The 13,592-nt window shown below is 71.8% G+C and carries 13 protein-coding genes; 12 read left to right on the top strand and 1 reads right to left on the bottom strand.

Translation table 11 applies throughout. The features are described from left to right. The first annotated feature begins 76 nt into the window (after window positions 1–76). The 6 genes from ACZ7EC_RS01165 to ACZ7EC_RS01140 all read left to right on the top strand — a co-directional run bounded on the left by ACZ7EC_RS01165 (window position 77) and on the right by ACZ7EC_RS01140 (window position 4,897). Window positions 77–280, top strand: coding sequence for an MbtH family protein (locus ACZ7EC_RS01165; RefSeq protein WP_180328075.1), 204 nt, complete (start codon window positions 77–79; stop codon window positions 278–280). Window positions 281–453: 173 nt separating this feature from the next. Continuing rightward, window positions 454–1,146 carry a GNAT family N-acetyltransferase gene (locus ACZ7EC_RS01160; protein WP_471056009.1) on the top strand — a complete coding sequence of 231 codons (693 nt, stop codon included), beginning with the start codon at window positions 454–456 and terminating at the stop codon, window positions 1,144–1,146. After that, complete coding sequence (locus ACZ7EC_RS01155; protein WP_471056006.1) at window positions 1,143–2,402, top strand: MFS transporter; 1,260 nt, start codon at window positions 1,143–1,145, stop codon at window positions 2,400–2,402. The genes ACZ7EC_RS01160 and ACZ7EC_RS01155 overlap by 4 nt, the downstream gene beginning before the upstream one ends. A 153-nt stretch (window positions 2,403–2,555) precedes the next feature. After that, window positions 2,556–3,179, top strand: coding sequence for a TetR/AcrR family transcriptional regulator (locus tag ACZ7EC_RS01150; RefSeq protein WP_471056003.1), 624 nt, complete (start codon window positions 2,556–2,558; stop codon window positions 3,177–3,179). A gap of 123 nt (window positions 3,180–3,302) precedes the next feature. After that, window positions 3,303–4,475 carry an aromatic ring-hydroxylating oxygenase subunit alpha gene (locus tag ACZ7EC_RS01145; RefSeq protein WP_471056001.1) on the top strand — a complete coding sequence of 391 codons (1,173 nt, stop codon included), beginning with the start codon at window positions 3,303–3,305 and terminating at the stop codon, window positions 4,473–4,475. After that, a complete protein-coding gene (locus tag ACZ7EC_RS01140) occupies window positions 4,472–4,897 on the top strand; it encodes a PaaI family thioesterase (RefSeq protein ID WP_471055998.1) in 426 nt (141 codons plus the stop codon). The genes ACZ7EC_RS01145 and ACZ7EC_RS01140 overlap by 4 nt, the downstream gene beginning before the upstream one ends. 51 nt (window positions 4,898–4,948) lie before the next feature. Here ACZ7EC_RS01140 and ACZ7EC_RS01135 read toward each other — a convergent pair whose 3' ends face one another. Next, window positions 4,949–6,448 carry a class I adenylate-forming enzyme family protein gene (locus tag ACZ7EC_RS01135; protein ID WP_471057777.1) on the bottom strand — a complete coding sequence of 500 codons (1,500 nt, stop codon included), beginning with the start codon at window positions 6,446–6,448 and terminating at the stop codon, window positions 4,949–4,951. A 272-nt stretch (window positions 6,449–6,720) separates the two neighbouring features. On the opposite strand from ACZ7EC_RS01135, the gene ACZ7EC_RS01130 reads away from it, so the two are divergent. The 6 genes from ACZ7EC_RS01130 (at window position 6,721) to ACZ7EC_RS01105 (ending at window position 13,578) form a co-directional block, all read left to right on the top strand. Further along, entirely contained in the window at window positions 6,721–7,473 is a 753-nt protein-coding gene (locus ACZ7EC_RS01130; RefSeq protein WP_471055995.1) for a dienelactone hydrolase family protein, read from the top strand. A gap of 95 nt (window positions 7,474–7,568) precedes the next feature. Beyond that, window positions 7,569–8,567 carry a LacI family DNA-binding transcriptional regulator gene (locus tag ACZ7EC_RS01125; RefSeq protein ID WP_471055993.1) on the top strand — a complete coding sequence of 333 codons (999 nt, stop codon included), beginning with the start codon at window positions 7,569–7,571 and terminating at the stop codon, window positions 8,565–8,567. Between the two features lie 131 nt (window positions 8,568–8,698). Continuing rightward, window positions 8,699–10,051: an ABC transporter substrate-binding protein gene (locus ACZ7EC_RS01120; RefSeq protein WP_471055990.1), complete on the top strand. Its 1,353-nt coding sequence runs from the start codon at window positions 8,699–8,701 to the stop codon at window positions 10,049–10,051. A 5-nt stretch (window positions 10,052–10,056) separates the two neighbouring features. Next, window positions 10,057–11,010: a carbohydrate ABC transporter permease gene (locus ACZ7EC_RS01115; RefSeq protein ID WP_471055987.1), complete on the top strand. Its 954-nt coding sequence runs from the start codon at window positions 10,057–10,059 to the stop codon at window positions 11,008–11,010. After that, window positions 11,007–11,885, top strand: coding sequence for a carbohydrate ABC transporter permease (locus tag ACZ7EC_RS01110; RefSeq protein ID WP_471055984.1), 879 nt, complete (start codon window positions 11,007–11,009; stop codon window positions 11,883–11,885). Before ACZ7EC_RS01115 ends, ACZ7EC_RS01110 begins: the two co-directional genes overlap by 4 nt. Window positions 11,886–11,934: 49 nt before the next feature. Beyond that, on the top strand, window positions 11,935–13,578 hold the full coding sequence (locus tag ACZ7EC_RS01105) for a glycoside hydrolase family 13 protein (protein ID WP_471055981.1): 1,644 nt from the start codon (window positions 11,935–11,937) through the stop codon (window positions 13,576–13,578). The last annotated feature ends 14 nt before the right edge of the window (window positions 13,579–13,592 follow it).

The following is a 13,592-nucleotide window of genomic DNA, read 5'->3' as shown; positions in this document are numbered from 1 at the left end:
TCGCGCCCCGCGCGCCCCGACCCCCGCGGCGCATCACCGACCCACCCGGACCGAACCGCACACGAAGGAGACCGACATGGACGAGAACACCCGCTACCAGGTGCTGCGCAACGACGAGGAGCAGTACTCCCTCTGGCCCGTCGACATCGAGGTGCCCGCCGGCTGGCAGCCCGTCGGCAAGGAGGGCACCGAGGCCGAGTGCACCGCCTACGTCGACGAGGTGTGGACCGACATGCGGCCCAAGAGCCTGCGCGAGCGCATGGAGAACGCCGGCGCCTGACCGGCCGTACCGCCCGCCGGGCCGGCCGCACCCGCGCCGGCCCGGCGGGCTCGCCCCGCCCGAGGCCCCCCACGACACGCCCCCCACAGCCCCCCACGCACCGGACCGCCGCCGCACCGGCGCCCCACCGCCCCCGGCCCTCACCCCACCGCATCACTCCCGAGGAGCCCGTCATGACCCCCGTCCTGCGCACCGAACGCCTGGAGTTCCTCCCTTACCGGCCCGAGCACGAGGACGTCTTCGTCGAGCTGCTGCGCGACGCGCAGGTGTGCCGCTGGATGGGCCAGGACCTCGTGCCCGAACCGGAGATCCGCGAGGTGTTCCGCGCCATCCTCACCGACGTCTACCCCCAGCGGCGGTTCGACGTCTGGGGCCTGTGGCTGGCCGGCCGCTACGTCGGCCACGCCGAGGTGAAACCCACCGGCAACGTCGAGGGCCACGAACTCGTCACCGCCCTCGCTCCCGGCCACTGGGGGCGGGGACTGGGCGGCGAGGCGGTCCGCGGCCTGCTCCGGCACGCCGCCGACAACCTCGGCCTCACCGAGGCGTACGGCATGGTCGGCGCCGAGAACACCGCCAGCCTCGCCATGTGCCGCCGCCTGGGCTTCCGCCATGTGCGCGATGTCGTCGGCGACGACGGCTCGGTGACGAAGATGCTGGTCATCCCGACGTCGGCGGGAGGCACGGGAGAAACGGGCGGTACGGACGGCGTGGGTGAGGCGGGCGGCGCGGGACAGCTTCACGGCTCGGGCGGTACGGACGCCGGACCCGCCGCGCAGATCCCGTCCCCGTCGTCCCCCTCTCCTTCCCCGTCGCCGGGCGCCGAGGACGCGGCCGCGGTGGCGGGCGCCGGGGAGGCGGTGTGAGCCGGCCGCCGCTCGCGGGGGAGGGGACCGGGGCCGTGGACACCGCCGCCCCCGCCCCGCCGGGCCTGTGGCGCAACCGCGACTTCAACCTGCTGTGGACCGGCCAGTGCCTGTCCGACCTGGGCGGCGCCATGGCCGACCTGGCCCTGCCGCTGCTGGTCCTCCAGCAGACCGGCTCCCCGACGCGGGCCGGAGTCGTCGGCACCGCCGGGCTCGTCACCACCCTGGTGTGCCGGCTGCCGGCCGGTGTCCTCGCCGACCGGTTCGACCGGCGCCGGCTGATGATCGCCTGCGACCTGCTGCGGATCGCCGTGTACGCGGCGCTCGGCTGGGCGGTCCTGAAGGGCGCCGCCGGCCTGCCGGTGATCCTCGCGGTCGTGATCACCGGCGCCGCCGCCACCGCCGTCTTCAGCACCGCCGAGCACGCCTCGGTGCGCAGCCTGGTCCGCCCGGACCAACTGGCCTCCGCCGTCGCCCGCAACGAGGCGCGGACCTACGGCACCTCGCTGGCCGGACCGCCGCTGGGCGGCCTGCTGTTCGGGCTCGGCCGGTCCCTGCCCTTCCTGGGCAACGCGCTGAGCTTCCTGCTGTCCCTGGCGGCCGTCCGCCGCATCGGGCGGCCCCTCCAGCAACCCCGCGCGGAGCCGGCCGCACCCGTCGGCGCGTCCACCGCGGAGGGCCTGCGCTTCCTGCTGGGGCATCCGTTCCTGCGGGCGCTGCTGGTGATCGCGGCTCCGCTGAACATGGCCTTCACCGGCATGATCTTCGCGATGACCCTCGCGCTGCGCCGGGCCGGTGTCGCCCCGGTCATGGTGGGCCTCGCCGGCACGGTCTTCGCGCTCGGCGGCCTCCTCGGCGCCTTCGCCGCCCCGGCACTTCAGCGCCGGCTGCGGCTGCCCGTCCTGATCACACTGCTGTGCTGGACGACCGCCGCGCTGATGGCCGTCAGCACGCTGCTCTCCGGCACCGTGCTGGCCGCGGTGCCGCTGGCCGCCGCCGTCTTCCTCGGCCCCACCGCCAACGCCGCCCTCTTCGGCCACCAGGCCGCCGTCACCCCCGACCACTTGCAGGGCCGCGTGGTCAGCGGCGTCCTGCTCGCCGCCGGCTCGGCCGCCGCCCTCGCCCCCGCCCTGGCCGGCGCCCTGCTGTCCCACTGGCCCCCGGCACCGGCCATGCTGGTCTTCCCGGCCCTGGTCCTCCTCGCCGCCCTGACGGCCACCGTCAGCAAGGGCATCCGCACGATGCCGGCTTCCTGATCCGAACGAAAGGCCCCGGCCGGGCCACGCCCCGCGCGCAGAGCGACCCGGAGGCCGCCCCACCGCCTCCGGTACCAGGCCGTCCGTGCACCCCGCCCCCGTTTGCTGATTCACTGTTGCCCCCGGCAGCGACACGGAAGGCCCAGCTCCGCCATGGTGTATCGGCGTACGGAACGTACGGAGCGGCACGCTCGGACGAAGGAGGAGGCATTCGTCCGTGCCGCGCACGAGCTGGTGGCGCGGGAGGGCTTCGCCGGGGCGAAGGTCGCCGCGGTGGCCGGAGCGTGCGGGGTGAGCGCCGGCTCGCTCTACTCGTACTTCGGCAGCAGGGACGAGCTGTTGGCCCGCGTCTTCCGGCGCGCCGCCGGCCGCGAACTGGCCGCCGTACGCGGTGCGGTGGCCGCCGCACCCGTACGACCCGACGCGCGACTCGAAGCGTTCGCCGACACGTTCACCCGGCGCGCCCTGCGGGGGCGGCGGCTGGCGTGGTCCCTGCTGTTCGAGCCCGTCTCGCCGGCGGTGGAGCGCGAGCGGCTGGTGTACCGGCGCGAGTACGCGCAGTTGTGCGAGGGCGTCATCCGGGACGGCATAGCGGCCGGCCTGTTCGCCCGGCAGAACGCGGCGGTCGCGGCCGGCGCCGCCATCGGTGCGATCTCCGAGGCGCTGGTCGGCAGGCTCTCGCCGGAGGTCGCGCAGCAGCCGCAGGTGCCCGACGAGCAACTGGTCGTGGAAATCAGGGACTTCTGCCTGCGTGCCCTCGGCTGTGTGCGGTCCTGACCGCCCCTCGTACTCCGGAACTTTCATTGCCAGGCCCGCCGTGCCCTCCGTACCATGAAGTGAACGAGGATTCAGAACTTGAACTGCGACGGGGGCCCCATGCGACACAGTGAACAAGTGGCGATGATCAAGCGTCTTCTCGCCCTGCGCGAAACGCGGCGCGACGAGAAGATGCTCGACGAGGTCGTCACCATCCCGGTCACCAAGTACACCGACGAGGCCCTCCTGGAGCGCGAGATCGCCTCGGCCTTCTCCCGCTACCCGCTGATCGCGGGCCACGCCTCCGCGCTCGGCGAGCCCGGCGCCTATCTCACCAGCGACTGGGACCGGTTCCCCTACGTCGTCGTCAGGGGCGAGGACGGCCGGGTCCGCGCCTTCTACAACCAGTGCCGCCACCGCGGAGCCCGCCTCGCCGACCAGCCGTCCGGGACGGTGCAGAACTTCATCTGCCCCTTCCACGGCTGGGTCTACGGACTCGACGGCACCCTGAAGGGCATCACCCGCGCCCATGACTTCCCCGGCGTCAAGACCTGCGACTACGGCCTGGTCGAACTGCCGGCCGCGGAGTCCGGCGGCCTGATCTGGGTCGGCCGCACCCCCGGCGAGACGCTCGACATCCCCGCGTTCCTCGGCACGTTCCACGACGACCTGGTGAACTTCGACGTGGCCTCGCTCGTGCGGTACAAGAAGACCAAGGTGGTCAAGGAGGCCAACTGGAAGCTGCTGATCAAGACGTACCTGGAGGGCTACCACGTCCCGTACCTGCACCGGGACACCCTCGCCTTCGCCTTCAAGAAGGGCGTGATCGCGCACGACGAGGACGGCCCGCACATCCGGCTGTCCGCGGCGCGCACGAACATCGGCGACACCGCCCGCAAACCGGAGGAGGAGTGGCGCATCCTGGACTACGCCTCGGTGTACTACACCCTCTTCCCCAACACCTTCTTCATCCTGCACCCCGACTACGTGTCCATCAACACCTTCTGGCCACTGGCGCCGGACCGCACGATATGGACCCACGAGATGCTCTACCGCGACGGCGACTTCGCCGGTTCCGCCGGACAGAGCGCGCTGGCCAAGCGCTTCGAGTTCACCAACGACACGGTCTTCGACCAGGAGGACTTCGCCATCGCCGAGAACGTGCAGCGCCATCTGCCGCACGGAGGCAGCGACCACCACGTCCTGGGACTGGCGGAGGGCCTGCTCGCGATGTTCCAGCAGACCATCGACGAGCGGCTCACCGACCCGGACGCGGCCACCCCCACCACCCCCCGAGCCACAGGACGGCACGCATGACCACGGACCTCACCGATTTCGCACAGGGCATCTTCAAGGCCCAGCCGTTCAGCATGTTCCTGGGCGCCGAACTCACCTCGGTGGGGCCCGACTCGGCCGAGATCCGCGTCGTCAACCGCCCCGAGATCCAGCAGCAGCACGGCTTCGTCCACGGCGGCGTGCTCAGCTACCTGGCCGACAACGCGCTGACCTTCGCCGGGGGACTCGCCCTCGGCGGTGACGCGCTCACCGCCGAGTACAAGATCAACTATGTGCGGCCGGCCGTGGGCGACGCCGTGCTCGCCCGTGCCAGGGCGACCGCCACGACCCGGCGTCAGGCCGTGTGCCAGTGCTCGGTCTACGTCGTCTCGGACCAGGGAGAGGAGCACCTGGTCGCCGTGGCGCAGGGCACGATCGTGCGCGCGGGCAAGCAGGAGGACTGAGCCGTACGGGGCCGGCCGCCGCCCTGCGGCCGGCCCATGGCGCGGGGCGCCTCAGAGGCCGGTGCGCACCTGCTCGCGCAGTACGTGCTTCTGCACCTTGCCGGAGGGCGTACGCGGCAGCGCCGGGACCACCATCAGTTCCCGCGGGATCTTGTACTTCGCCAGCCTGGTGGCGAGAAACCCGCGCAACTCCTCCAGCGTCACCGCCGCATCGGCCTCCACCACGGCGACGACGGTCTCCCCCCAGTCCCGGTGCGGCCGCCCCACGACGGCCGCGTCCCGGATCGCCGGATGCCCCAGGATCGCCTCCTCCACCTCGGGGGAGTAGACGTTCTCCCCGCCGGTGACGACGACGTCCTTGGCGCGGCCGACGATGAACAGATAGCCGTCCTCGTCCACCCGCGCGAGGTCCCCCGACCGGTACCAGTCGCCCGCGAAGGCGCGCTCCGTCGCTTCCGGATCGTCCAGATACCCCAGCATCCGGGTCCCCGACCGCAACCACAGCTCCCCGGTCTCGCCGGCCCCGGCGTCCACTCCGTCGTCCCGGACCACGCGGATGTCCACGCCCGGCATGCCGCCCGCCCCGATCGACCCGGCCTTGGCGAGATGCTCCCGCGGGCGCAGCACGGCACCGACCGGCCCCATCTCGCTCATGCCGTACACCTGGCAGAAGCGGTCCCGGCCGTACGCCGCCTCCAGCGTCCGTACCGTCTCGGCGCCCAGCGGCGCCCCGCCGTAGGCCCACAGCCGCACGCCCGCCAGACCGAAGTCGGACAGGTCGGCTCCCGTCGCGGGCAGCGCCTTCAGCGGGGCGAGATAGGCGATGGGGGCACCGAAGAAGGCCGTCACCCGGTGCTTGCGCACGGCCTCCAGGAAGGCGAGCGGCTGGTACTCCTTCAGCAGGACGACGGTGCCGCCCAGGTAGATCATCGACAGGAACCAGTTGTTCAGGGGCGAGGCGTGCCAGATCGGCATGGCCAGCAGGAACCGGTCCTCGCGGCGCAGCCCCGCGGCGGCCGCGGTGTACGCGGGCACGGCGGACAGCCCGCGGTGGGAGTGCAGACAGCCCTTGGGCGCGCCGGTCGTCCCGGAGGTGTAGAGCACCTGTGCGACGGCCTCGGGCCCGACCTCCACCCCCTCCCATTCCGGCGCCCCCGCGACCAGCCCGTCGAACTCCCCGCCGCCGGTGTCGTCCGTGGTCAGCACATCGACCTCGGGCGCGCCCTCGCGCATACGATCGGACAGCTCCTGCGCGACGACGGCCACCCGCAGCTTCGAGTGCCGTGCCAGGTACGTCAGTTCGCGCGCGGTCAGCTTGTGGTTGACCGGCACCAGCGCCGCCCCGGCCCGCCAGATCCCGAACGCCGCCACGGCGAAGGCGGGGGTGTTGTACGTCATCACGCCCACGCGATCCCCCGGCCGCACCCCGCGCTCCCGCAGCACGGCGGCGGCCCGCTTCGACGCCGCGAGCAATTCGGCGTACGTCATCGATCCCAGATCGGACACGAGGGCCGGCTTCCCGCCGCAACCGCGCGCCGACGCCCCCAGCATCCACGTCAGGTTCACCGCAGGGTCCTCCGCATCCTCGTGGGCGCTGCCGCGCCGGCCGTACCCCTGCACGGCAAGAATTGAATCATCGTTCAAACCGGGGGAAGCCTCAACCGCTTTCGCTGCGGCGGAGTCGGGGGGACGACGGGCCGCACCATGGGAGAGCACGGCCGGCCCGGTGCGCCGACCGACGGTGTCCGGGGGAGCCCCGCGCTGTTGCGCCGGGGGCGGAACACCAGCCGGACCGGACCCGGCGATCGCTACAGTCCGGGCTCATGACGACGATCACGACACGCAGGGTCGAGTACCCGGCCGACGGCCTGACGATGATCGGGCACCTCGCGCTCCCGGCCGGTGTCGATCGACGGCCCGCGGTGCTGCTCGGACCGGAGGGCGTGGGGCTCAGCGACGTCGAGCGCCGCCGCGCCGATGCGCTCGCCGAACTCGGCTACGTGGCGCTGGCCTTCGACCTGCACGGCGGGCGCTATCTGGACGACCCCCAGGAGATGCTGGCCCGTTGCCTGCCGCTGATCGCCGATCCCGACCGGATGCGGGGCATCGGCCATGCGGCGCTCGACGTGCTGCGCGCCGAACCGCGGACCGATCCCGACCGGATCGCCGCCGTCGGCTACGGCACCGGGGGTGCTGTCGGGCTGGAACTCGGGCGCGACGGCGTCGACCTGCGCGCGATCGCGACGGTCAACGCGCTGACCACGGGCCGACCGGGCGAGGCGGCGCGCATCCGCTGCCCGGTGTGGGCCGGGGTCGGCTCGGAGGACCCGATCATGCCGCCCGCGCAGCGGGACGCGTTCACCGCCGAGATGCAGGCCGCCGGCGTCGACTGGCGCCTCGTGGTCTACGGCGGAGCCCTGCACGCCTTCCACCACCCGACGGTCGACCACACCGTGCGCCCTGGCGTCGGCTACCACCCGCGGCACGCGCGGCGGGCCTGGCACGACATCGTCGAGCTGCTCGCCGAATGCCTGCCCGTGACGGAGGTGAGGCAACGTCCCGCCGAGCATGAGTGACGCCCCCGCCGTCCGCCTGGCTCGCACCCCCGCCCGTCACCCGCCACCGCCACTCCACGCAAGCCACTTGCATATTCCGCGCTATTCTTGCGCGCATGACGCGACGACTTGCGGAAGTGGCGAAGAAGGTCGGAGTCAGCGAGGCCACCGTCAGCCGGGTGCTCAACGGCCGGCCGGGAGTCTCCGAGGCCACCCGGCAGGCGGTGCTGACGGCTCTCGACGTCCTCGGCTACGAGCGCCCCACCCAACTGCGCGGTGAGCGCGCCCGGCTCGTCGGCCTGGTCCTGCCGGAGCTGCAGAACCCCATCTTCCCGGCATTCGCCGAGGTGATCGGCGGCGCGCTCGCCCAGCTCGGGCTCACCCCGGTGCTGTGCACCCAGACGAAGGGCGGCGTCTCGGAGGCGGACTACGTCGAACTGCTGCTCCAGCAGCAGGTGTCCGGCGTCGTCTTCGCCGGCGGCCTCTACGCCCAGGCCGACGCCCCGCACGACCACTACCGGCTGCTCGCCGACCGCAACATCCCCGTCGTCCTGGTCAACGCGGCCATCGAACACCTCGGCTTCCCGGCGGTGTCCTGTGACGACGCGGTCGCCGTCCAGCAGGCCTGGCGGCACCTGGCCTCGCTCGGCCACGAGCGCATCGGGCTGGTCCTCGGCCCCGGCGACCACATGCCCTCCGCCCGCAAACTGGCCGCCGCGCACGCCCTTACGGGCGGCCTGCCGGAGGAGTACGTCGCGCGGGCCATCTTCTCCATCGAGGGCGGCCACGCCGCCGCCTCCAGGCTGATCGACCGGGGCGTCACCGGCATCATCTGCGCCAGCGATCCCCTCGCCCTCGGCGCGATCCGGGCCGCGCGGCGCAAGGGCCGCGACGTACCGGGCCGGATCTCCGTCGTCGGCTACGACGACTCGGCGTTCATGAACTGCACCGAACCCCCGCTCACCACCGTCCGCCAGCCCATCGAGGCCATGGGTCGCGCGGCCGTGGAACTGCTGAACGCGCAGATCGGCGGCACCGCCGTACCCGTCGAGGAGCTTCTGTTCGAGCCCGAGCTGGTGGTGCGCGGATCGACCGGACAGGCACCGCACGACTGAGGCCCCAGCGGATCCGGTGCACTGTCAAATAATTACAGAAGTCGCGCGACATCTTGCGAACCCTTGTCGGCGGTGCTTGAGTGTGCCGCGCCCGCAGCTCCCGCCATGAGTGCCACCGAGGGGTCCAACGAATGACAAGCACCGGGTTCCGCCGCACCTTCGTCGCGATCGGCGTCTGCTCCTCCCTCGCCCTCGCCGCCACCGCCTGTGGTTCGGGCGGCGACGGCGCGGCGAACGGCAGGACACGCATCACCGTCAACTGCGAACCACCGAAGAGTTCCAGAACCGACCGGAAGTTCTTCGACGCGGACGTCGCCTCCTTCGAGAAGCAGAACCCGGACATCGACGTCGTCACCCACGACGCCTTCCCCTGCGAGGACCCCAAGACCTTCGACGCCAAGCTCGCCGGCGGCCAGATGGAAGACGTGTTCTACACGTACTTCACCGACGCCCGGCACGTCGTGGACATCAACCAGGCCGCCGACCTCACGCCGTACCTCAAGGAGATGAAGAGTTACGGCACCCTCCAGAAGCAACTGCGGGACATCTACACGGTGAACGGCAAGGTCTACGGCATACCACGCACCGGATACAGCATGGGCCTGATCTACAACCGCGCCCTGTTCCGGAAGGCCGGCCTCGACCCCGACAAGCCCCCCACCACCTGGGCGGAGGTCCGCGCCGACGCCAAGAGGATCGCCGCCCTGGGCAACGGCACCGTCGGGTACGCCGACTACAGCGCCCAGAACCAGGGCGGCTGGCACTTCACCGCCGAGTTGTACTCCCAGGGCGGCGACGTCGTCAGTGCCGACGGCAAGAAGGCGACCGTCGACACCCCCGAGGGCCGCGCCGTCCTGCAGAACCTGCACGACATGCGCTGGAACGACGACTCCATGGGCAGCAAGCAGCTCCTCGTCATCAACGACGCGCAGCAGATGATGGGCGCCGGCAAACTCGGCATGTACCTCGCGGCTCCCGACAACATCCCGATCCTCGTCAAGGAGAAGGGCGCCAGCTACGACGACATCGCCATCGGCCCCATGCCTGGCGGCCAGGCCACCCTGATCGGCGGCGACGGCTACATGTTCAACAAGCACGACTCGCCCGCCCAGATCCGCGCCGGCCTCAAGTGGCTGGAGCACATGTACCTCACCCCCGGCAAGGGCTTCCTCGGCGACTACGCCCGCGCCAAGCGCAACAACGCCCCCGTCGGCCTGCCCGAACCGCGCCTGTTCACCGGCGCCGCCGACGCCGAGGACCAGAAGATCAAGAGGGCCGAGGCCAACGTCCCGGTGGAGAACTACCAGAGCTTCCTCGACGGCAACACCAAGCTCCGGATGAAGATCGAGCCGCCGGACGCGCAGCAGATCTACTCCGTCCTCGACGCCGCCGTCTCCGCCGTCCTCACCCAGAAGGACGCCGACATCGACGGGCTCCTCAAGGACGCCTCCGGCAAGATCGACAGCATCCTGGCCCGGAGCTGACCGCGATGACCAAGACGGCCGAGCGGCGGCCGGCGGCGGCCGCCGTCCCCGCGGTCCCGGCACCGGCCCCGGCAGGGGACCGGCGCCGGCGCCGCCTGACCGACCAACTCCGCGCCTACGCCTTCCTCCTCGGCGGCCTGCTCTGCTTCGTCCTGTTCTCCTGGTACCCGGCGATCCGCGCGGTCGTGATCGCCTTCCAGAAGTACACCCCAGGCTCCCCGCCCCAGTGGGTCGGCACCGCCAACTTCACCCGCGTCTGGCACGACCCGGAATTCGCCGCCGCCTGGCGCAACACCTTCACCTTCACCCTGCTCGCCCTGCTCATCGGCTTCGCGGTCCCCTTCCTGCTCGCCCTCGTCCTCAACGAACTGCGGCACGCCAAAGCCTTCTTCAGGGTCGTGGTCTACCTGCCGGTGATGATCCCGCCGGTGGTCAGCGCCCTGCTGTGGAAGTGGTTCTACGACCCCGGAGCCGGCCTCGCCAACGAGGCGCTGCGCTTCCTCCACCTGCCCACCTCCAACTGGTCCAACGGCACCCACACCGCGCTCGTCTCCCTGGTGATCGTGGCGACCTGGGCCAACCTCGGCGGCACCGTCCTCATCTACCTGGCCGCCCTCCAGTCCATCCCCGGCGAGCTGTACGAGGCCGCCGAACTCGACGGCGCGAGCCTCCTCCAGCGCATCCGGCACATCACGATCCCGCAGACCCGCTTCGTGATCCTGATGCTGATGCTCCTTCAGATCATCGCCACCATGCAGGTGTTCACCGAGCCGTTCGTCATCACCGGCGGCGGACCGGAGAGCGCCACCGTCACCGTGCTCTACCTCATCTACAAATACGCCTTCCTCTACAACGACTTCGGCGGTGCCTGCGCCCTCAGCGTCATGCTCCTGCTGCTGCTCGGCGCCTTCTCCGCCCTCTACCTGCGGCTCACCCGCGACGAGGGGGACAGCGCATGACCGCCACCCGCACCCTGATCTCCCCGGCCACCCTCGCCCGCCCCCGCGGCCGGGCGATCTACTGGACGGTGTTCACCGCCGTCGTCGTCCTCTTCGCGCTCGCCTTCCTCTTCCCGGTCTACTGGATGATCACCGGCGCGATGAAGTCCCCAGACGAGGTGGCCCGGACCCCGCCGACCCTCGTGCCCGAGCACTGGCACACCGGCGCCTACACCGACGCCTGGGACCTGATGCAGCTCCCGCAGCACCTGTGGAACACCGTCGTCCAGGCGGCCGGCGCCTGGGCCTTCCAGCTGGTGTTCTGCACGGCCGCCGCCTACGCCCTGTCCAAACTGCGGCCCGCCTTCGGCAAGGTGATCCTCGGCGGCATCCTCGCCACCCTCATGGTGCCGGCCCAGGCCCTCGTCGTACCCAAGTACCTCACCGTCGCCGACCTGCCGCTGCTGCACACCAGCCTGCTCAACGACCCGCTCGCCATCTGGCTCCCGGCCGTCGCCAACGCCTTCAACCTCTATCTGCTCAAGCGGTTCTTCGACCAGCTGCCCCGCGATGTGCTGGAGGCCGCCGAGATCGACGGCGCGGGCAGGCTGCGCACCCTGTGGTCCGTCGTCCTGCCCATGTCCCGGCCGGTCCTCGGCGTCGTGTCCATCTTCGCGCTGGTCGCCGTCTGGCAGGACTTCCTGTGGCCGCTGATGGTCTTCTCCGACACCGACAAGCAGCCGATCAGCGTGGCCCTGGTCCAGCTGTCGCAGAACATCCAGCTCACCGTGCTGCTCGCCGCGATGGTGATCGCCGGCATCCCGATGGTGGCGCTGTTCCTCGTCTTCCAGCGGCACATCATCGCCGGGATCAGCGCGGGCAGCACCAAGGGCTGACGCCGACCGCACCCGAGCCGACCGCCCGTCTACAGAAAGGCACAGCCCAGTGGGACAGCCCACCCCTGCCTTCAGCGACCACGAGTGGTGGCGCTCCGCCGTCATCTACCAGGTCTACGTCCGCAGCTTCGCCGACGGCGACGGCGACGGCACCGGCGACCTCGCGGGCGTCCGCTCCCGGCTGCCCTACCTGGCCGAACTCGGCGTGGACGCGCTGTGGTTCAACCCCTGGTACCGGTCACCGATGAAGGACGGCGGCTACGACGTCGCCGACTACCGCGCCATCGACCCGGCGTTCGGCACCCTCGCCGAGGCGGAGAAGCTCATCGCCGAGGCCCGCTCGCTCGGCATCCGCACCATCATCGACATCGTCCCCAACCACGTCTCCGACCGGCACCCGTGGTTCCGGGCCGCCCTCGCCGCCGGCCCCGGCAGCCCCGAACGGGACCTGTTCCACTTCCGGCCCGGCCGCGGCGCACACGGTGAACTCCCGCCCAACGACTGGCCGTCCCAGTTCGCCGGCACCACCGATCCGGTGTGGACCCGGCTGCCCGACGGAGAGTGGTACCTGCACCTGTTCACCCCCGAACAGCCCGACCTCAACTGGGCCCACCCGGCCGTCCGCCGGGAACACGAGGACGTCCTGCGCTTCTGGTTCGAGCGGGGTGTCGCCGGGGTCCGCATCGACTCCGCGGCCCTGCTCGCCAAGGACCCGGACCTCCCGGACCTCGCCACGCGTCCGCAGCCGCACCCCTTCGTCGACCGCGACGAACTCCACGACATCTACCGCTCCTGGCGCGCCGTCGCCGACGCCTACGGCGGCGTCTTCGTCGGCGAGGTCTGGCTCCCCGACGCCGAACGCTTCGCCCGGTATCTGCGCCCCGACGAACTCCACACCGCCTTCAACTTCGCCTTCCTGTCCTGCCCCTGGCACCCCGGACGGCTGCGCGCCGCCATCGACACCACCCTCGCCGAACACGCCCCGGTCGGCGCCCCCGCCACCTGGGTGCTGTGCAACCACGACGTCACCCGCACGGTCACCCGCTACGGCCGCGCGGACACCGCCTTCGACTTCGCGACCAAGGCCTTCGGCACCCCGTCCGATCCGGAGCTCGGCACCCGCAGGGCGCGGGCGGCCGCCCTGCTGTCCCTCGCGCTGCCCGGCTCGGTGTACCTCTACCAGGGGGAGGAACTGGGGCTTCCGGAAGCCGAGATCCCGCCCGACCGCATCCAGGACCCGATGTACCACCGCTCGGGCGGCACCGACCCCGGCCGCGACGGCTGCCGGGTGCCGCTGCCGTGGGCCGCAGACATGCCGTACGCGGGCTTCGGCTCACAGGTCGAACCGTGGCTGCCGCAGCCGGCCGACTGGCCGTCCTACGCCGCCGACCGCCAGGAGTACGACCCCGGCTCCATGCTCACCCTCTACCGCAGGGCCATCGCCCTGCGCCCCCGCTTCGGCACCGGCCCCCTCACCTGGCTGCCCACCCCGGACGACGTCCTCGCCTTCTCCCGCGCGGGCGACGCGAGCGACCCGAACGATCCGAGCGGCGCGAGCCGTGTGATCTGCGCGGTGAACTTCTCGGCCACCCCCGCCGACCTCCCCGCGCACTCCGAACTCCTGCTCAGCAGCGGCCCCCTGGACGAGACGGGCCGGCTGCCGCAGGACACCGCGGCCTGGCTGCGCGCCTGAGCCGCGGCGCACCG

This window comes from Streptomyces sp. NPDC037203 (assembly GCF_055605065.1).
Note: the sequence above shows the minus strand (reverse complement) of the source record. Positions and strands in the feature narration are given on the sequence as shown.

What these genes read in the sequence shown, in the direction of transcription:
- ACZ7EC_RS01165 (WP_180328075.1), top strand. Translation starts at nt 77, where the DNA reads ATGGACGAGAACACCCGCTACCAGGTGCTGCGCAACGACGAGGAGCAG.
- ACZ7EC_RS01160 (WP_471056009.1), top strand. Translation starts at nt 454, where the DNA reads ATGACCCCCGTCCTGCGCACCGAACGCCTGGAGTTCCTCCCTTACCGG.
- ACZ7EC_RS01150 (WP_471056003.1), top strand. Translation starts at nt 2,556, where the DNA reads ATGGTGTATCGGCGTACGGAACGTACGGAGCGGCACGCTCGGACGAAG.
- ACZ7EC_RS01145 (WP_471056001.1), top strand. Translation starts at nt 3,303, where the DNA reads ATGATCAAGCGTCTTCTCGCCCTGCGCGAAACGCGGCGCGACGAGAAG.
- ACZ7EC_RS01140 (WP_471055998.1), top strand. Translation starts at nt 4,472, where the DNA reads ATGACCACGGACCTCACCGATTTCGCACAGGGCATCTTCAAGGCCCAG.
- ACZ7EC_RS01135 (WP_471057777.1), bottom strand. Translation starts at nt 6,448, where the DNA reads ATGCTGGGGGCGTCGGCGCGCGGTTGCGGCGGGAAGCCGGCCCTCGTG.
- ACZ7EC_RS01130 (WP_471055995.1), top strand. Translation starts at nt 6,721, where the DNA reads ATGACGACGATCACGACACGCAGGGTCGAGTACCCGGCCGACGGCCTG.
- ACZ7EC_RS01125 (WP_471055993.1), top strand. Translation starts at nt 7,569, where the DNA reads ATGACGCGACGACTTGCGGAAGTGGCGAAGAAGGTCGGAGTCAGCGAG.
- ACZ7EC_RS01120 (WP_471055990.1), top strand. Translation starts at nt 8,699, where the DNA reads ATGACAAGCACCGGGTTCCGCCGCACCTTCGTCGCGATCGGCGTCTGC.
- ACZ7EC_RS01115 (WP_471055987.1), top strand. Translation starts at nt 10,057, where the DNA reads ATGACCAAGACGGCCGAGCGGCGGCCGGCGGCGGCCGCCGTCCCCGCG.
- ACZ7EC_RS01110 (WP_471055984.1), top strand. Translation starts at nt 11,007, where the DNA reads ATGACCGCCACCCGCACCCTGATCTCCCCGGCCACCCTCGCCCGCCCC.